Source organism: Pseudomonas allii, from assembly GCF_055380095.1.
In genome coordinates this window covers 3,809,221-3,827,647 of sequence record NZ_AP039450.1, presented here as the reverse complement: position 1 = coordinate 3,827,647, position 18,427 = coordinate 3,809,221, and the positions used below count along the sequence as shown (strand labels likewise).

Sequence of the window (18,427 nt, the reverse complement as noted above, 5' to 3'; positions counted from 1 at the left end):
TTGGCGGTTATTTCAGGGTCAGGACCCACTCGGCCAAGACCTTGGCTTCGTCATCCGTGACCTGGTTCGGCGGCATCGGGATCGGCCCCCAGTTACCCTGGGTGCCGTTCTTGATATGACTGGCCAGGGTGGTGGCGGCGTCTTTCACACCGGCATTCTTGGCTGCGACATCCTTCAAGGCCGGCCCCACCAGCTTGCTGTCGACGGCATGACAGGCAGCGCAGGGCTTGCTCTTGAACAGGGCCGGCCCGTCTTGCGCCAGCGCCGGTTGCAGGCTGAGCGCAGCGGCGGTTGCCAGCAGTGCGAGGAGAATATTTTTCATTGGCGGACCTCTTGTTGATTGGGCTCAATAAATATCGTGTTGGGTGTTGAACACGTTGAACTTGCCGGTCGGGGTGATCAGGCGCTTGTCCTTGATCACTTGCTTGAGCTTCAAGGTCTTGTCGTCGATCACCACCAGCGCCGACTCTTCGGTCTGGCCGTTCCACACCGAGAACCACACCTCATCGCCGGCCTTGTTGTATTCCGGTTGCACCACGCGCAACGCGCCTTGCTTGATGCCGGAATACTCGGCGATCGGCAGTACGCTGTAGCCCTTGTCGAGGTGGTTGATATCGAACACCGCCACCGACTGGCTGAGCTTGGCGTCGGGGTTGAGCGTGGTGTCCACGTACAGGTGCTGGGAGTTGGGGTGGGTCTTGATAAACAGCGAGCCGCCGCCCTGGCCCTTCAACGAAGCCACTTGCTTCCAGGCGTACTGCGCGTGCTTGACCGGGTCGGTGCCGATCACCGAAATGCCGCCGTCCCCGAGGTGGCTGGTGGCCCACACCGGCCCGAATTGGGGATGCACGAAGTTGGCGCCGCGCCCGGGGTGCGGGGTCTTGCCCACGTCCACCAGGGCGGTGAGGGTGCGCTCCTTGGAATCGATCACCGCCACCTTGTTCGAGTTGTTGGCCGCCGTGAGGAAGTAGCGGTGGGTGCTGTCCCAGCCGCCGTCATGCAGGAACGGTGCGGCGTCGATGGTGGTGATGGTGAGGTTCTTGATGTCCTGGTAATTGACCAGCATCACCTTGCCGGTTTCCTTGACGTTGACGATGAACTCCGGCCATTCGTGGGACGCAATGATCGCCGCCACGCGTGGTTCGGGGTGGTACTCCTGCTTGTCCACGGTCATGCCACGGGTGGACACGATCTGCCTGGGCTCCAGAGTTTCGCCATCCATCAGGGTGAACTGCGGCGGCCAGTAGGAACCGGCGATAGTGTACTTGTCTTCGTAGCCTTTGAACTTGGACGTCTCCACCGAGCGCGCCTCGATGCCCACCTTGATCTCGGCGACCTTGGTTGGTTCGGCGGGCCACAGGTCGATCATGTCGATCTTGGCGTCACGGCCGATCACCAGCAGGTAGCGGCCCGAGGCGGAGATCCGCGAGATGTGCACGGCGTAGCCGGTGTCGATCAGCTTGACGATCTTTTTGCTGTCGCCATCGACCAGGGCGATCTTGCCGTCATCGCGCAGGGTCACGGAAAACAGGTTGTCCAGGTTGAGCGTGTTCAGCTGTTTCTTCGGCCGGTCTTCGGGCTTGACCAGCACCTTCCAGGTCTTGAGGGTTTCGGCCATGCCCCATTCCGGCGGTGTGGGCGCGGTGTGCTGGATGAACGTGGCCATGCTGCTGATCTGCGCCTTGGTCAGCGCATTGGAGGTGCCCCAGTTCGGCATGCCGGCGGGGGAGCCGTAGGTAATCAGCGCTTCGAGGTAGGCCTGGCCACGCGCCTGGGTGATGTCCGGGGTCAGCGGTTTGCCGGTGGCGCCTTTGCGCAGTACACCGTGGCAGCCGGCGCAGCGTTCGAAGTAAATCTGCTTGGAGGTGTCGAAGTCGGCCTGGCTCATGTCCGGCGCGCCGGCGGTTTTCACCAGCGCGGGTTGCGCGGCGCCATGGGCCGTCGGGGGCATTGCCAGGGCCAGCGCGCAGCTCAGGCTGGCGAGGCTCAGGGTGAAGGTTTTGCGGGTGCGAGTCAGCATTCCATGTACTCCTCAGGCGAGACCTTTGCGATGCCACGCAACAGGTGCGGGGCGCAGGTTCTTAGTGCCCGGCCAGACTATGGCGACGTGTCGGAATGCTCGCTTGACGGCGATCAAGTTTGCCTTGGGTAGCGCTTGCCAGGTTGTCGCAGGCGCCCTTAGCGTGGCCGTCGAACCCGCTTTGGATACCGCCATGACCACACCCTTCTACCAACCCCTCGCCAACGAACAGGTGCTGTTCGAGCACGCCTGGCGTCACCGCATGCCGGTGCTGATCAAGGGGCCGACCGGCTGCGGCAAGACCCGCTTTGTGCAGCACATGGCGCACCGCCTGAACCTGCCGCTGTACACCGTGGCCTGCCATGACGACCTCAGCGCCGCCGACCTGGTCGGCCGCCACCTGATCGGCGCCAAGGGCACCTGGTGGCAGGACGGCCCGCTGACCCGTGCCGTGCGTGAAGGCGGCATCTGCTACCTGGACGAAGTGATCGAGGCGCGCCAGGACACTGCCGTGGTCCTGCACCCGGTGGCCGACGACCGCCGCGAGCTGTACCTGGAACGCACCGGCGAAGTGGTCAAGGCGCCGCCGTCGTTCATGTTGGTGGTGTCGTACAACCCCGGCTACCAGAACCTGCTCAAGGGCATGAAACCCAGCACCCGCCAACGCTTTGTGGCGATGCGCTTCGACTACCCCGCAGGGGCGGATGAAGCGCGCATCGTGGCCCAGGAGGCGCAGGTGGATAACGCGCTGGCCACTGAGGTGGTACGCCTGGGCCAGGCGTTGCGGCGCCTGGATCAACACGACCTGGAAGAAGTCGCCTCCACCCGCCTGCTGATCTTTACCGCCCGCCTGATCGCCGCCGGCATGCCCCCGCGCGAAGCCTGCATGGCCTGCCTGGCCCAGGCCCTGAGCGACGACCCGCAGACCGTCGCCGGGCTGATGGACGTGGTGGATGTGCACTTTGCCTGAGCCCCGGCGCCTGCCGGGTGACCTGGCGATGTGGTTTTTCATCCTCGCCGAATTGACCGTGTTCGCGATGCTGATCCTGGCATTCGCCGTGACCCAGCGCCTGGAACCCGAAGCATTTGCCTCGGGCCGCGCACAACTGGACACCTCCACCGGGCTGGCGATGACCTTGAGCCTGTTGACGACCGGGCTGCTCGCGGCGTTGGCCTTGCAGCAGGTGCGCCTGGGACATTGGCGGCGCAGCGCCGGGCTGTTTGGCGCGGCGTTGCTGGTGGCGCTGGTGTACGTGGGGATCAAGCTTTGCGAGTACACCCATCTGGTGGAGGTGGGGTTGGGGATGGAGTACAGCCGGTTTTTCACCCTGTACTGGGTGCTGACGGGGTTTCACTTGCTGCATGTGCTGCTGGGCATGCTGATCCTCGGGTGGCTGGCGGTGGCGTGCTGGCGGGGCGGGGTGGCGGTGAATGGGGTGGAGTCGGGGGTGCTGTATTGGCACATGGTGGACCTGGTGTGGGTGGTGTTGTTTCCGGTGGTGTATGTGATGGGGTAGGGGCGGATGAGTACGTCGCAGGGGTTGATGGTGTGTTGGGTTGTGCTGGTTTTGTTGAGTGTGGGGACGGTGTTGGCGGGGGGCGCTGGCGTGGGGTGGGGGGTGTTGCTGTTGGCGGTTGGCAAGTCGTGGTTGATTGCGGATGGGTTCATGGAATTGCGGGATGCGCCTTGGGGGTGGCGGTGGGGGATGTTGGGGTGGGCTTGGGTGGTGGTGGGGTGTGTGGGGGTGTTGGTTTGAATACGGGAGGGGGCATATCCGTTTCTTCGGTAACGGCCACCTAGGGTTCCGCCCTTACGGCGGGTCACTTTTGAAAAGCCGGAATGCCGGCCCAGTCAAAAGTAAGCAAAACGCTCTTGCCCCAACACTCGGTACCTCGCCTAGGCTCGGTATGCCCGTAATCCGACAGTGATTTGGGGGGCCGCCTAAGATCAAAATCAAAAACAAAGCGCGGCGGCCTGGTAGCCGACCGGATCGTTGAGGCGTGTGCGTTCCCCCCTGGGCTGGCTTGCCAGCGATGGTCGTTAACGATGACGCGGGTAACCAGAATGCACGCGGCGCCCTCACGTTTTTTGCTGGCAAGCCCGCTCCAGCGGGCATTCGCAACGCGTGAATCATTGTTCAGCATGCGTTACGTCCCTGATGATTTTTCCCTGGTTCAGAGTAATAACCCGCCTTGCCATCGCTATAGTCTCAGGCCTATGTGCCACGAGTACGCGTGTCATTGACACATCTTTGATGGCCGCATTGACGAGCTTTTCATTCCACACATCGAGGTGGCTGGTCGCTTCATCCAGCACCAATAATTTGGGTGACCGGTAAAAAGCTCGTGCTAGCAGGACTCTCTGCTTTTGTCCCCCTGAGAGTCCTGAACCAATATCCCCTACAAGCGTGTTGTAACTCATAGGCATGCTCATGATTTCGTCATGGATGGCGGCTTGTTTTGCACTGTTAACGATTGCTTCATGGTCAGGTTGGGCGTCGAAAAAGCTGATGTTGTCTGCGAGTGATCCAGTAAACAGTTGATCATCTTGCATAACCGTAGCAGTCATCTGGCGATAGTTTTTCAAACCTAGCTGTTCGAGTGGAACCCCGCCTACCAGTATGTCCCCTGAGGTGGGTTTCAAGAGTCCCAGCATCAGTTTCATCAATGTCGTCTTACCGCATCCTGAGCTCCCAGTAATCGCAAGGCATTCACCTGCCGAAATTTTCAGGCTGACATCATTTATGACGTCAGCCTCCTCTTCTGCGTACCTGAACGACACATGACGTAGTTCAACCGTTGCAGGCAAACACTCAATATCCGCATCCAAGGTCTGCGCATCTTTTTCAGGGGCGGTTAGGAGGATATCCGCTACACGTTCGCCGTGAAGTCGCAACATCTTCAACTCGAATAGCTTGTCGATCAGTGCCGCAATGCGCTGACTGAACTGGTCTTTGTAACTGAGGAATGCGAAGAGCATTCCCACCGATAGCTTGCCATCCATGACGGCAAGCGCAGCTAGCCAAATTACAACAACCCTCTCACTGTTGAAGATCCATGTGTGGGCTGATTGGAACGAAATTGAAAGTCTCGAAACGCGTAATTCGGCGTTGAGTTGATCCGCCAGTCCGTTAACCCATGCCAGGCGCCGTTGCTCTTCGCATCCGAACAGGCGAATGCTCTGTATGCCTCTGGCAGTCTCGATAAACAAAGTGTGTTGTTTGGCTGTGTGCGAAATGTGGACTGCAGTAGCCTCGCTCTGTCTGCTGAATGCGTACCAGCGCAGAATCGTGTAGAAACCCACTGCCAATAGACATATGGCGGTGAGCCCTAGGCTGTAGAAGGTCATGAAGACAAGTGTAGTGATGACGAGGAATCCGTCGATGATGCCCTCGATCAGTTGCGTAGTGACGGTTCTCTGGATGACTTGTAGAGCGTTGAACCGAGAAGCTATATCACCCAAGTGACGTTTTTCGAACCAGGTCATGGGAAGCCGTAGCAGATGCGAAAATGCATTACCCAGCCACTGGTAATTCACGTGAGTGGAAAGCGCCGCCGTCATCCACGAGCGAAAAAATGTCAGGCTCGCCTGAAGCAAAATGAGCAGTAAGAATCCCATGCCGAGAACTGTCATTAACCGCCGATCACCTGCGGCGAGTACGTCGTCCACCACCCATTGCACGTAAAACGGAGCGGTCAACGCTATGGCTTGTAAAACCAGGCCTATCAACAGCAGTTTGCCGATGCCTGAATGCAGTCCCTCAACTTTGCCAAGCATGGACCTCAGTGGCGTTCGATTACCGTCATTTGAGGGGGTGAATAATTCTCCAGGTAAAAGCTCCAGCACCACCCCGGTGTAGTGCTCGGATACGTGAGCCATAGACATCCGCCTCACGCCACAGACGGGATCGTGAATCACCACACGCTTGGTTGAGACCTCTTTCAAGACGACGAAATGATTCATATCCCAATGCAAAATACAGGGAAGCCTCAAGCGAGATAGCTGTACCAGCTCCACGCGCAGAGGTCGTGACTGAAAGCCGATGTGCTGAGCAATGGATATCAGACTCTTGAGGGTCGAACCTTTCAGCGAGACACTGAATCGCAGGCGCAATGCAAGTAAGTCAGTGGTTTTTCCCCAGTAGGTTGTCACCATTGCTAGGCATGCCAGACCACACTCTGCGGCTTCAGATTGGAGTAAAACTGGAAGTGAGCGTCTATTGAAACGTCTTAACCAGGTCATATCAGTGCTCACGTGTCATGTTTGTTTGAGAACGGTGAAACACACGGTGCGTGTTGAGTATCCTTTCCGATTATTGGTTGTGCGGGTAAGGGTTGGTACGTGTGCTCTCTTTTCCAGTAGGTTATGTAAAAAAATCCTACAGCAATTAATGTGAGGCTTGAAAAGCAAGTAAATACTATCGCAAGGCGAGTCGGTCCAGAGGTTTGTATTTGTAGGAAGTCTCCTTGCAGGCGAGGCGTTAAATGTTTAAGTGCTTTCGCTCTGAATATAGGTGGTCTTTTTTTGTAGGTGTTTTCTGTAGTCATTTTGCTTTGGCTTTTCATAGATCTGCCTTAAATAAAAAATTCATAATGTCTGTGTTGACTCTAATCAATCGCAATTCTTATAGTCAATCCGTTGGCGCCAAACAATTCTGAAAATTAACAGAGTGAGGATGTAGATATGAAGATCTATTTGCGTGGCCTGCCTGAAGGCCTCATTGGAAAGTCTGAATTGGAGTCGGAAACGTTGGAGTCTGCTTTTGAAGAGTATCCTGTTCTTGAGCTTTTTCAGCATGAAATAGAACAGGTGAGTGGTGGTGCATGCAATGCTAGAAGTTTTCGTGCGTGCGATGGTTGATTTGGCTGATTTTTAATTAATGGTGAATCAGTAAAGATTGACTCGCCCCCGAGTTTCCTGGGGCTTGGGGACGAGTCAATATGAGTTTTTTATCGTGCAGGCAGGGCAGGATTTTATGCAGTTTGATTTTAAGGATGATCGATATAATCGACAGGAAAATATGCCTGAATGGGGGGCAGGAGGGGCAGCGGAAATTGAAGGCTGCGTCGGTTGCAGTGATTGGTGCGGGCGGCGTTAAGTCAACCTTGCTCATGGCGTTGGTGGCGGGTGGAATAGGCAGGATCGGGATAATTGAGTTTGATAAAGTCGAATTGTCGAACCTGAACCGACAAGTTCTTTATCGAACCAGTGATGTCGGGTTACCTAAGGGGATGGCGGCTCATAAAACGCTGACGAATCTGAATCCGGATATAACGATCGAGTTGATTGAGGAAAAAGTCTCCAGATCTAATATTGATAGGCTGCTCCAATCATACGATTTTATTGTTGAAGGGGGTGAATCCCCTGATGGGCGAAATGCGGTTAATGAATATTGCCTTCGAAGAAACAAGCCTATGGTCCATGCGTCTGCCCAGTTTTCTTACGGCTATGTGTTCTCAATGCTGCCTTCAAGAAATAGCGCTTGTTTTGCTTGTTTGTTTCCTCGGGATCATTCTCGTGTTGAACATACAGGACCTGTTCCTGTGAATGTATTGTCTACATCAGTGGCGGGGACGCTGGGCGCAGCAGAAGTGTTCAAATGGTTTTTGGGTTATGAGGAAAAGATGTATTTTAATAAGCGGCTGACGTTTTCGTCACTTTTGTTGAGTGGCGTGTTTAGTGTCGATGAGGTGGCTAAAAAGCGCGAATGTGAATACTGTTCCGTGTATACAGAAGAGAGGTAGATCCATGGAGTTTAAGCAGCCGTCATCCCAAGACGCGGTAGCGCTGTTAGCCTTTTTTAGCCAACTTGTTGAACGGGACCCCGAGCGGGTAGAGCGCCCCACGGATGTTCTATTGTTAAACCCTGACAAGGAAGCCATCTGGATCGGCAAGTTACTTGAAAAAGAGGCAGCGGGGGAAGCTATTGTTTTGTGTGTGTTGAATAAGGCGTCAGTGATTGTGGGACTAGGCGAGGTCGAGCGGCGGCCCCGGTGGATTGAGCGTCACGTAGCGGAAATTCGTTTCGGTTTGCTGCCTGACTACGCTGAAGAAGGACGTGAGTTGGTAAGACTCTTGGAAACGCGGGCAAAAGCCATCGGTATTGAGTGTCTGTACTACTTTCACCTGGCGACGCAATCCCAGGGCATAGCGGTAGTAAAAGCATGCGGGTTTGAACTTGCCGGTACCTTGCCGGGGTATTACAAAAGAGAAAGTGGGTATGTCGACCGTGTTTTCTACACTAAAAACATAACCTGATCGGGTGCATGGTTTTCGTGCGCTTCGAGAGTGTACGTGTATACCCTCGCTAATACCCCACCACCGCGATCAACAATTCTTGATCGCCATCAAGCAGTTTCCCAACCCCACCTTCCTATCATGGCCCCCGCCAAGCCATGAGGAAGACGACCATGTCAGAGACCTTCACCAAGGGCATGGCCAGGAATATCTACTTCGGAGGAAGCGTGTTCTTCTTCCTGATTTTCCTGGCCCTGACCTATCACACCGAACAGACCTTTCCCGCCCGCAGCAACGCCGACCAGCTCACCGAGTCGGTGGTGCGTGGCAAGGGCGTGTGGGAGCGCAATAACTGCGTAGGCTGCCACACGCTGTTGGGCGAGGGCGCCTACTTTGCGCCGGAGCTGGGCAATGTGTTCCAGCGCCGCGGCGGTGAAGAAGGGTTCAAGCCGTTCCTGCACGCCTGGATGAAGATGCAACCGCTGGGCGTCCCGGGGCGTCGGGCCATGCCGCAATTCAACCTCAATGACCAGGAGGTGAACGATCTGTCCGAGTTCCTCAAATGGAGCTCGAAGATCGACACCAACAACTGGCCACCGAACAAGGAGGGCTGAGCCATGCGCAGCGCCAATCCCTATCTGAAATTCCAATCCCAGGCCGTGGCCAAACCCTACTTTGTGTTTGCGCTGATGCTGTTTGTCGGCCAGGTGCTGTTCGGGCTGATCATGGGCCTGCAATACGTGGTGGGTGACTTTCTGTTCCCGCTGATCCCGTTCAACGTGGCGCGAATGGTGCACACCAACCTGTTGATCGTGTGGCTGCTGTTCGGCTTCATGGGCGCGGCGTATTACCTGGTGCCCGAGGAGGCGGACCGTGAGCTGCACAGCCCGAAACTGGCGATCCTGTTGTTCTGGATGTTCGCCGTGGCCGGGGTGCTGACCATCCTCGGCTACCTGCTGGTGCCGTATGCCGCGCTGGCGAAATTGACCCATAACGAACTGCTGCCGACCATGGGGCGCGAGTTCCTTGAGCAACCCACCATCACCAAGATGGGTATCGTGGTGGTGTGCCTGGGCTTTCTGTACAACATCGGCATGACCTTGCTCAAGGGTCGCAAGACCACGGTGAGCATGGTGATGATGACCGGGCTGATCGGCCTGGCGGTGTTCTTCCTGTTCTCCTTCTACAACCCCGGCAACCTCGCGCGGGACAAGTTCTACTGGTGGTGGGTGGTGCACCTTTGGGTGGAAGGCGTGTGGGAGTTGATCATGGGCTCGATGCTGGCGTTCGTGCTGATCAAGGTCACCGGCGTCGACCGCGAGGTGGTGGAGAAATGGCTGTACGTGATCATCGCCATGGCGTTGATCACCGGGATCATCGGCACCGGGCACCACTTCTTCTGGATCGGCGCGCCGCAGGTGTGGTTGTGGGTCGGTTCGATCTTCTCGGCCCTGGAACCGCTGCCGTTCCTGGCGATGGTGATGTTCGCCTTCACCATGGTCAAACGCCGTCGCCGCCAGCACCCGAACCGGGCGGCGACGTTGTGGGCCAAGGGCACCACGGTGACGGCGTTTTTCGGCGCCGGGGTCTGGGGGTTCCTGCACACCCTGGCACCGGTCAACTTCTACACCCACGGCACCCAGCTCACGGCGGCCCACGGGCACCTGGCGTTCTTCGGCGCCTACGCGATGATCGTGATGACCCTGATCAGCTACGCCATGCCGCGCCTGCGTGGCCTCGGTGAAGCGCCGGATGCACGCTCGCAGACCATCGAGGTATGGGGCTTCTGGCTGATGGTGGTGTCGATGGTAATGATCACCCTGTTCCTCACCGCCGCCGGCGCGGTGCAGGTGTGGTTGCAGCGTTGGCCGGTGGAAGGCGTGGCGCTGCCGTTCATGGCCACGGTGGAGCATCTGAATACGCTGTTCTGGGCGCGGCTGGCCAGCGGCGTGGTGTTCCTGCTGGGGCTGCTCTGCTACCTGTACAGCTTCCGGCAACGGCGCGGCGTGGTCGGTGAGCCGGTCCCCGCCGTGTAGACAACAAGGTTAATCCCCAAGAGGGCGGCCCGGCTGGTACAGCGGGCCGTTTTACGTTTGGAGCAATGACATGGCCTTTACCCTGGAACTCGAAGAATGGGTCGGCAGTGCCTGGCACCGCTTTATCACACGCCGCGCCAGCGTGGATTTCCCCGAAGCGCGGGTAGCCCTGGCCGACCATCAACGCCGTGTGGCGCTGCTGTTCCGTGCGCTCGGCGGTGCGAATGGCATCGCCGTAGAAGCGGCTGGCGAGCGCGACCTGTTGCTGCGGCGCAACCTGCTGATGCGCATCGCCGGCACCTGCAAACAGGCACCGCTGGCCACCTGTGACGGCAACCGCCTGCGCTTGCCGGCCAGCGTGGCAGTATTTCCCGACCCGGTGCTGAATGCCGACTTGTACCAATGGCTGGCATTGCTCGCCGCCCACGCCGGCCCCATGACCCACTGGGTCCGCGACAATCAACGCTGGACCTGGCTGTTGCTGCAACGCTACCCGGCGATGCTGCCCCGTTATCGTCGCCTGGTGCATGCCCATCTGGAATTGCGCCCCGACCCGGCGGGCCTCAAGCCCGACGAAGCGGCCCTGGAAAAAGCCTTGCGCAAGGCCCTGCGCGAACCCGGTAGCGTGCGCCAGCTGCCGCGCAGCGAGCGCGCCCCGTGGCCATTGCCGTTATGGCTGTACCCACCGCAGCAGTTGGACGCACCGCACAGCGCCGACCTCGACGACGAAGGTGACGATCTGTCGGCGCCGCCGGGCGCACAACAGGGATCACCCAAGCGCGCCACACGCCTGGATGACCAGGCCCGCGACGGCGGCCTGCTGGTGGTGCGCCTGGAAAACCTGTTCAGCTGGACCGAGCACGTCGAGCTTGACCGCTGGACCGACGACAGCCAGGACCCCGACGCCGCCCGCGTCGCCGAAGACCTCGACCACCTGAGCCTGTCGCGCCAGCGTGTGCGCAAGAGTGGCGGTCTGAAACTGCACCTGGACCTGCCGCCCGCCGATGTCGACGACATCCCCCTAGGCGAGGGTATCAAGTTGCCCGAATGGGACTACCGCCGGCAGTGCTTGCAGGAAGCCTTCGTCAACCTGCAGCTGATGCAGCCGCGCGCCGATCAACCCCAAGCGCTGCCCATGCGCCTGCATGCCCAGGCCCAACGCCTGCGGCGCCAGTTCCAGCACCTGCGCACCGATCGTCAATGGCAACGCCAGCAGCCCCAGGGCAGCGAACTCGACCTGCAGGCCTGGCTGGATTTTCATGTGGAGCGCCAGCACGGCGCCTGTGCCGAACGCGGGCTGTTCATGCAGCAGCGCCAAACTCACCGCGACCTGGCCTGCCTGCTGCTGGCGGACCTGTCGATGTCCACCGACGCCCATCTGAACGACACGCAAAAGGTCATCGACGTGATCCGCGACAGCCTGTTGCTGTTCGGCGAAAGCCTGGCAGGGGCAGGGGACCGCTTTGCACTGTATGGGTTCTCGTCCCTGCGTCGGCAGCAGGTGCGCCTGCAGGTGATCAAACCGTTCCAGCACCCCTACGATGACCGCACGCGCGGTGTGATCCAGGGCCTCAAGCCGGGTTACTACACGCGCATGGGCGCCGCGATTCGCCAGGCCACCCACCTGCTGGGCGCCTGTAAGCAACGGCGCAAACTGCTGTTGCTGCTCACCGATGGCAAACCCAATGATCTGGACCTCTACGAGGGCCGCTACGGTGTGGAAGACACTCGCCAGGCGGTGCTGGAGGCGCGGCGACGGGGGTTGATCCCGTTCTGCATCACCATCGACAAGCAGGCCGGCGATTACCTGCCGTACATGTTCGGCGCCCATGGCTTCACGCTGATCCGCCAGCCGGAGCAGTTGCCCGAGCGTCTGCCGCAGCTGTACCGACAACTCACCGAGGGTCAGTAGAGAGCCCGGGGCAACCAGAAAAACATCGCGATGCAGAACAGCACCAGGCCCACGCAGAACCACTGGAAACGACTGAGCCGCCGCGCCTGGGTGCTGGCCTCGGCGCTCGGCAACGGCATGGCGCAGTGCTCGCAGGTGTCGCGCTCCATGGCATTGCGGTGCTGGCAATACAGGCAGGTCTTCACTCGAATTGCTCCAGGCGCAGGCGGTCGAGAATCGCGATCTGGCGAGCGTCCTGGGTGATGATCTGTTCGTCGATCAAGCGTCGGATGATCCGCGAGAACGTCTCCGGCTGGATCGACAAGTGCCCGGCGATCAGCTGCTTGGCCATGGGCAGTTCGAAGCGGTTTTCGCCGACCGGCAGGCGCATCAACTGGGTCATCAGGTAGCGCACCACGCGGTGGGTGGCGTTCTTCAACGACAGGGTCTCGATCTCGTTGACCCGCTGGTGCAGGCGCACGCACAGCGTGCCGAGCAGGGCGAAGGTCAGGCGGCTGTTGCTGTGCAGCAGGCGCATGTAGGTGGCGTTGGACAGCCGGTACAACTGGGTCGGGCACACGGCTTCGGCGCACGCCACATAGTTGGGCGTATCCATCAGCATCATCGCTTCGGCGAAGGTGTGGCGCTCGCCGACCACTTCGAAGACCTTTTCCTGGCCGTCCGGGGTCAGGCGGTAGATCTTCACCGCACCGGCAATCACGAAGTAGAACGCATCGGCCGGTTCGCCCTGGCGGAACAGGGGTTGGCCCTTGTCGACGCTGAGCAACTGGCTGCTGCTCATCAGCTCGTTGAGTTGGAGCTCGTCCATGGGCTCGAACAGGTGATGACTGCGCAGGATCTGGTGATGGACACGATGGAGCACCATCATTACCTCGGGGCACGAAGGGGAAGGGGCGTCGAGGTTAATCCGGTTGCCCTTGGCGCAGCTTGATCTGCGACAAGGGCAAGACGCGCGCACAGGCGCACCATCGGCGCAGTGATACTTTCAGGAGCCCTGCCATGCACGTACTGGATCGACGCAAGGCCATGTCGATTACCCCGCTGTTTCGCCTGGCCTTCCGGCCATTTTTCCTCGGTGCCTGCCTGTTGGCCGCGCTGGCGGTGCCGCTGTGGCTGTTGGCCCTGGGCGGCATGACCGGCAGTTGGCAACCGGCCGGTGGCTGGCTGGCTTGGCATCGGCATGAACTGCTGTTCGGCTTTGGCCTGGCGATCATCGCCGGTTTCTTGCTGACGGCGGTGCAGACCTGGACCGGTCGCCCCGGGCTCAGCGGGGCACCCTTGGGCGCACTCGCGACGCTGTGGCTGGCGGCGCGCGTGGGCTGGTTGCTCAACGTTCCCCTGCCATTGCTGGCGGTACTGGAACTGAGCTTCCCACTGGCGGTGGCGGGCGTGATGGGATGGACGCTGTGGCAGGTGCGACAGACGCGCAATTATCCGATTGTGCTGGTGCTGGTATTGCTGGCGGTGGCTGATGGCTTGGCACTGTATGACCAGGGCTTGCAGCGCCAGGCAGTGTTGACCGGCCTCTGGTTGGTGGCGGCGATGATGGGGCTGATCGGCGGACGGGTGATCCCGTTTTTCACCCAGCGCGGCCTGGGTCGGGTCGCGGCGGTCAAGCCCTGGCCGTGGTTGGATCACCTGCTGTTGGGCGGTTCGGTGCTGGTCGCGTTGTTGTATGCCGGTGGGTTGGCCGTGTGGCCACAGGCGTGGATCGGCGTGCTGTTCGCGCTGCTCGGCGTGGGCCATCTGCTGCGCCTGGCGCGTTGGCATGATCGCGGCCTGTGGCGGGTGCCGCTGCTGTGGTCCCTGCACCTGGCCTATGCCTGGCTGGCGCTGGCGTGCCTGGGCATGGCGCTGTGGCATTGCGGCGCGCCGCTCAACCCGAGCCTGGCGGTGCACGCCTTGACCATCGGCGCCATGGCCGGGTTGATCCTGGCGATGATCGCGCGGGTCAGCCTGGGCCATACCGGCCGGCCATTGCAGCCGCCCTCGGGGATGACCCTAGCCTTTGCGCTGCTGAACCTGGCGTGTGTGTGCCGGGTGCTGCTGGTGCTGGTGTGGCCGGTGGCGGCGTTGTGGTTGGCGGCGCTGTGCTGGTCCAGCGGGCTGGGGCTGTACCTGTGGCGCTACGGGCCGATGCTGTGGCAGCCGCGTGTGGACGGGCATCCGGGTTAGGAGAGATCCATGTATTCAGTGCTATTGATGGTTCATCTGCTGGCGGCCATCGCGTTCATCGGCACGCTGTTTTTTGAAGTGGTGATCTGGCACAGCGCCCGGGAGGAGTTGGCCTGGTCCGCGCAGTTCACCTGCGACCAGGCGATTGCCCGGCGCTCGCGACGCGTGCTGCATCTGGTGGTCATCGTGCTGTACGGCGCGGGCCTGGGGCTGGCCTGGCACTACTGGGGCATGCCGTGGAGTGGTCGTTTTGCGTGGTTGCTGGGCCTGAAGATCCTGCTGGCCCTGAGCATCATCGGGCACTACCTGCTGCTGGCGTACTGGCTGGGTAAACAGCGCCTGAGCGCCAAGCGTGCACGGTGGATTCGGCGCAGCATCCTCGCGCACATGGTGCTGATCGTGATCATCGCTAAATCGTTGTGGTAAGCGGTATGCGGCGTCATGCCGCGGCCGATTGTTGATCGCGGTCAAGGGATAACGGTACGCCAGTTCCCACACTGTGGCGAACTTTCTGGAGGACCGCGCCATGCCCCTGTCCCTTGCGCAATTGCGCCGCAACTACACCCTCTACGGCCTTCGCGACGACTGCCCGCAGGCCGACCCGCTGGAGCTGTTCGGCCAGTGGCTGGACCAGGCCCGCAAGACCGAAGTGCCGCCGGCCGAGGCCAACAGCATGGCCCTGGCCACGGTGGACGGCCAGGGGCATGCCCACTGCCGCATCCTGCTGCTCAAGGGCTTCAGCGCCGACGGGTTTTTCTTCTTTGGCAATTACCACAGCGCCAAGGGCCATGAACTGGCGGACAACCCCCATGCTGCCATGACGTTCTTCTGGCCGGGCCTGGAGCGCCAGGTGCGTATCGAAGGCCCGGTGGTGAAGGCGGATGCCGAGCTGTCGGACGACTACTTCGATGCCCGCCCGGCCGCCAGTCAGTTGGGCAGTTGGGCCTCGCCGCAGAGCCAACCGCTGGCCCATCGCAGTGAGTTGGAAGGGCGCCTGCGCGAGGTCACCGAGCGGTTTGCCGGGCGCCAGCCGCCCCGGCCCGAGCACTGGGGCGGCTACTGCCTGCAACCCCGGCGTATCGAGTTCTGGCAAGGCCGGCCGGACCGCTTGCACGACCGCCTCGACTACCGCCTGCATGACGCCGGGTGGCAGCGCACGCGCCTGGCCCCCTGACGGCATACCTCCTTCGAGGAATAGGCCCTGCGCCCGATGCGGCGCAGGCTGGACGCATCTTTTCAACGCCTGGAGCCTGGATCATGGCCCATCTGACCCAACGCAGTTTCGTTTCCCTGAACATCGCGGTACTGACCATCAGCGACACCCGCACCTACGACACCGACACCTCCGGCGACACCCTGGCGGACCGCCTGCAACGTGCCGGCCACATGCTGATCGACCGGGGCATCGTGATGGATGACATCTACCAGATCCGCGCGCGCGTCTCGCAATGGATCGCCGACCCCCAGGTGCAAGTGGTGCTGATGACCGGTGGCACCGGCTTCACCGCGCGTGACAACACGCCCCAGGCGGTGTTGCCGCTGCTGGATAAGCAGGTGGACGGCTTTGGCGAGTTGTTCCGCCAGGTGTCGCTGGCGGAAATCGGCATGTCGACCCTGCAATCCCGGGCCCTGGCCGGTTTCAGCAACGGCGTGCTGGTGTGCTGCATGCCCGGTTCGCCGGGGGCCTGTCGTACTGCCTGGGACCAGATCCTGGTTGGCCAGTTGGACAGCCGTACCGGTCCGTGCAATTTTGCGCCGCACCTCAAGCCGCAACTCGATCAGATACTCGCTGCTTGTGAGGCACGCTCATGAGTCCCTGCGACAGCGGCGACCTGCTGCCCGTGGAAGAGGCCATCGAGCAGTTGCTGGCCCAGGCGCCGCCGCCACCAGCCACCGAAATGCTTGCATTGGCCCAGGCCCTGGGCCGGGTGACCGCCGAAGAGGTGTTCTCGCCCCGCGACCTGCCAGGTTGGGACAACAGCGCCATGGACGGCTACGCCCTGCGCGCGTTTGACGTGCCGGAGCAGGGCGGCTACCTGGAAGTGGTCGGGCGGATCGCCGCCGGGCACAGCACGGATGTGCCGTTGCAGCCCGGGCAAGCCGTGCGCATCTTCACCGGCGCGCCGCTGCCGCCGGGTGCCGACAGCGTGGTGCCGCAGGAGCGTTGCCGGGTGTACGGCGAGCGCATCTGGTGCCCGCCGTTGCGCCTGGGCGAACATGTACGCAAGCGCGGCGAAGAGCTGCAACGCGGGCAACGGGTACTGAGCGCCGGCAAACGTCTGCGCGCCCAGGAACTCGGCCTGTTGGCGGCGGCGGGCATTCCCCGGGTCAAGGTCTACCGGCCACTGCGCGTGTGCCTGCTCAGCAGTGGCGATGAACTGCGTGAGCCGGGCGAGTCGCTGGCGCCGGGGCAGATCTACAACAGCAATCGCTACCTTGTGGCGGCGTTGCTGCGCGGCTGGGGCGTGGAGGTGCACGACTACGGCGTGATGGCCGACGCCCTGGCGGCCAGCCGCGATGCGTTGGTGCTGGCCTCGTCTGAGTGCGACTTGCTGCTGACCACCGGCGGCGTGTCGGTGGGCGAAGAGGACCATCTCAAACAGGCGATCCAGGCACTCGGCAAGGTTGAATTCTGGCGCCTGGCGATCCAGCCCGGCAAACCCCTGGCGTTCGGCCAGGTGGCCGGCAAACCCTGGGTCGGCCTGCCGGGCAACCCCACCGCGGCGCTGGTCACCACGCTGATCGTGGTGCGCCCGTTCCTGCTGCGCGCCCAAGGCGCGGAGCGCGTGTTGCCGGTGCCTGTCAGCGTGCCGGCGGCCTTCGAGTGGCTCAAACCCAACAAGCGCCGCCAATACCTGCGTGCACGCTTGAGCCCCGACAGCGATGGGCAACTGCGCGCGATCCTGCACCCCCAGCAAAGCTCGGCGATGCTCGCCGCCGCCTGCTGGGCCGATGGCCTGGTGATCGTCGAGCGCGAGCAGCAGGTGCTCAAGGGCGCGCCCGTGCCGTTCCTGTCGTTTGCCGATTTTCAATAAGGAGCCACCATGCAACTGGTCTGTCCGGCAGGCAACCTGCCTGCGCTGAAAGCCGCCGTACGCCAAGGCGCCGACGCGGTGTACGTGGGTTTTCGCGATGACACCAATGCCCGGCATTTCGCCGGGCTGAACATGGACGACAAGCAGTTCGACGCCGCCGTCGCCCATATCCGCCAGCACCAGCGCAAGCTCTACGTGGCGGTCAACACCTACCCGCAGCCGAAGATCTGGTCGCGCTGGCAGCGCGCCGTGGACCGTGCCGCCGACCATGGCGTGGACGCGCTGATCGCCGGTGACCCCGGCGTGCTTGGCTATGCCGCGCAACGTCATCCACAGCTGGCATTGCACCTGTCGGTGCAGGGCTCGGCCACCCATGCGGCGGCGTTGAAATTCTATGTGGAACGCTATGGCATTCGGCGCGCGGTGCTGCCTCGGGTGTTGTCGTTGGCCCAGGTCAAGCAGGTGGCGGCCAGCGGCACGGTGCCCATCGAGGTGTTCGGTTTTGGCAGCCTGTGCATCATGGCCGAAGGGCGTTGCCATCTGTCCTCCTACATCACGGGTGAATCACCCAACCTGTGCGGCGTGTGTTCGCCGGCCAAAGCAGTGCGCTGGAGCGAAGATGCCGACGGCCTCAGCGCACGCCTGAGCGAAGTGCTGATCGACCGCTACACCCCGGACGAACCCGCCGGCTACCCGACCCTGTGCAAGGGCCGTTTCCTGGTGGGCGGCAAGCGCTTCCATGCGCTGGAAGAACCCACCAGCCTCGACACCCTGGACCTGCTGCCCGAACTCAGTGCGATCGGCGTGGAAGCGGTGAAGATCGAAGGCCGGCAACGCAGCCCGGCCTATGTGGAGCAAGTCACCCGCGTGTGGCGCGCCGCCCTCGACGCGCACCGCAGCAGCCCGGCCCATTTCGCGGTCAAGGACCAATGGCGCCAAGTGCTTGCCGGGCTTTCCGAGGGCAGCCAGACCACCCTGGGGGCTTACCATCGTGCATGGCAATGAGGACAC

20 protein-coding genes are annotated in these 18,427 nt (G+C 61.2%); 15 read left to right on the top strand and 5 right to left on the bottom strand.

The features are described from left to right. Positions 1-7: 7 nt before the first annotated feature. On the bottom strand, positions 8-322 hold the full coding sequence (locus tag ACZ445_RS17080; protein WP_179029174.1) for a c-type cytochrome: 315 nt from the start codon (positions 320-322) through the stop codon (positions 8-10). 24 nt (positions 323-346) lie between these two features. Next, complete coding sequence (nirS, locus tag ACZ445_RS17075) at positions 347-2,020, bottom strand: nitrite reductase (RefSeq protein ID WP_058423922.1); 1,674 nt, start codon at positions 2,018-2,020, stop codon at positions 347-349. Positions 2,021-2,213: 193 nt separating this feature from the next. Between nirS and ACZ445_RS17070 the strand changes: the two genes are divergently transcribed. Genes ACZ445_RS17070 through ACZ445_RS17060 form a run of 3 tightly spaced genes read left to right on the top strand, consistent with a single transcriptional unit; the run spans position 2,214 to position 3,777 of the window. Beyond that, positions 2,214-2,990, top strand: a complete 777-nt coding sequence (locus tag ACZ445_RS17070; protein ID WP_464707317.1) for an AAA family ATPase — start codon at positions 2,214-2,216, stop codon at positions 2,988-2,990. Next, complete coding sequence (locus ACZ445_RS17065; protein WP_464707316.1) at positions 2,974-3,537, top strand: cytochrome c oxidase subunit 3; 564 nt, start codon at positions 2,974-2,976, stop codon at positions 3,535-3,537. The genes ACZ445_RS17070 and ACZ445_RS17065 overlap by 17 nt, the downstream gene beginning before the upstream one ends. 6 nt (positions 3,538-3,543) lie before the next feature. Next, a complete protein-coding gene (locus ACZ445_RS17060; protein ID WP_310863835.1) occupies positions 3,544-3,777 on the top strand; it encodes a cytochrome C oxidase subunit IV family protein in 234 nt (77 codons plus the stop codon). A 374-nt stretch (positions 3,778-4,151) separates the two neighbouring features. On the opposite strand, the gene ACZ445_RS17055 is transcribed toward ACZ445_RS17060, so the two are convergent. Next, positions 4,152-6,263, bottom strand: coding sequence for a peptidase domain-containing ABC transporter (locus ACZ445_RS17055; RefSeq protein WP_464707315.1), 2,112 nt, complete (start codon positions 6,261-6,263; stop codon positions 4,152-4,154). 441 nt (positions 6,264-6,704) lie between these two features. Here ACZ445_RS17055 and ACZ445_RS17050 point away from each other — a divergent pair, with 441 nt between their 5' ends. The 6 genes from ACZ445_RS17050 (at position 6,705) to ACZ445_RS17025 (ending at position 12,206) form a co-directional block, all read left to right on the top strand. Beyond that, the gene (locus ACZ445_RS17050; RefSeq protein ID WP_156790784.1) at positions 6,705-6,881 is read left to right on the top strand and encodes a hypothetical protein; all 177 of its coding nucleotides are present in this window, start codon (positions 6,705-6,707) and stop codon (positions 6,879-6,881) included. A gap of 134 nt (positions 6,882-7,015) precedes the next feature. Continuing rightward, positions 7,016-7,765 carry a HesA/MoeB/ThiF family protein gene (locus ACZ445_RS17045; RefSeq protein ID WP_464707314.1) on the top strand — a complete coding sequence of 250 codons (750 nt, stop codon included), beginning with the start codon at positions 7,016-7,018 and terminating at the stop codon, positions 7,763-7,765. A gap of 4 nt (positions 7,766-7,769) precedes the next feature. Then, positions 7,770-8,279, top strand: coding sequence for a GNAT family N-acetyltransferase (locus ACZ445_RS17040; RefSeq protein WP_058427514.1), 510 nt, complete (start codon positions 7,770-7,772; stop codon positions 8,277-8,279). 152 nt (positions 8,280-8,431) lie between these two features. Continuing rightward, entirely contained in the window at positions 8,432-8,872 is a 441-nt protein-coding gene (locus tag ACZ445_RS17035) for a c-type cytochrome (protein WP_071492610.1), read from the top strand. Positions 8,873-8,875: 3 nt separating this feature from the next. Beyond that, entirely contained in the window at positions 8,876-10,294 is a 1,419-nt protein-coding gene (locus ACZ445_RS17030; protein ID WP_179028251.1) for a cbb3-type cytochrome c oxidase subunit I, read from the top strand. 70 nt (positions 10,295-10,364) lie between these two features. Further along, complete coding sequence (locus ACZ445_RS17025) at positions 10,365-12,206, top strand: nitric oxide reductase activation protein NorD (protein ID WP_179028250.1); 1,842 nt, start codon at positions 10,365-10,367, stop codon at positions 12,204-12,206. Here the strand turns inward: ACZ445_RS17025 and ACZ445_RS17020 are convergent. Beyond that, complete coding sequence (locus ACZ445_RS17020; RefSeq protein WP_179028249.1) at positions 12,200-12,391, bottom strand: protein DnrP; 192 nt, start codon at positions 12,389-12,391, stop codon at positions 12,200-12,202. The genes ACZ445_RS17025 and ACZ445_RS17020 overlap by 7 nt on opposite strands. After that, positions 12,388-13,071, bottom strand: coding sequence for a Crp/Fnr family transcriptional regulator (locus tag ACZ445_RS17015; RefSeq protein WP_058427519.1), 684 nt, complete (start codon positions 13,069-13,071; stop codon positions 12,388-12,390). The genes ACZ445_RS17020 and ACZ445_RS17015 overlap by 4 nt, the downstream gene beginning before the upstream one ends. 134 nt (positions 13,072-13,205) lie before the next feature. On the opposite strand from ACZ445_RS17015, the gene ACZ445_RS17010 reads away from it, so the two are divergent. From ACZ445_RS17010 to ubiU, 6 genes are all read left to right on the top strand, one after another. After that, the gene (locus ACZ445_RS17010) at positions 13,206-14,381 is read left to right on the top strand and encodes an NnrS family protein (RefSeq protein ID WP_179028248.1); all 1,176 of its coding nucleotides are present in this window, start codon (positions 13,206-13,208) and stop codon (positions 14,379-14,381) included. 9 nt (positions 14,382-14,390) lie between these two features. After that, entirely contained in the window at positions 14,391-14,807 is a 417-nt protein-coding gene (locus ACZ445_RS17005) for a hypothetical protein (RefSeq protein WP_058427521.1), read from the top strand. Between the two features lie 100 nt (positions 14,808-14,907). Further along, the gene (gene pdxH, locus ACZ445_RS17000) at positions 14,908-15,555 is read left to right on the top strand and encodes a pyridoxamine 5'-phosphate oxidase (protein ID WP_058427522.1); all 648 of its coding nucleotides are present in this window, start codon (positions 14,908-14,910) and stop codon (positions 15,553-15,555) included. 83 nt (positions 15,556-15,638) lie between these two features. Continuing rightward, on the top strand, positions 15,639-16,193 hold the full coding sequence (gene moaB, locus ACZ445_RS16995) for a molybdenum cofactor biosynthesis protein B (RefSeq protein ID WP_179028247.1): 555 nt from the start codon (positions 15,639-15,641) through the stop codon (positions 16,191-16,193). Next, positions 16,190-17,416, top strand: coding sequence for a molybdopterin molybdotransferase MoeA (locus ACZ445_RS16990; RefSeq protein ID WP_464707313.1), 1,227 nt, complete (start codon positions 16,190-16,192; stop codon positions 17,414-17,416). Before moaB ends, ACZ445_RS16990 begins: the two co-directional genes overlap by 4 nt. 9 nt (positions 17,417-17,425) lie before the next feature. After that, positions 17,426-18,421, top strand: coding sequence for a ubiquinone anaerobic biosynthesis protein UbiU (gene ubiU / locus ACZ445_RS16985; RefSeq protein ID WP_071492620.1), 996 nt, complete (start codon positions 17,426-17,428; stop codon positions 18,419-18,421). Positions 18,422-18,427: the final 6 nt, after the last annotated feature.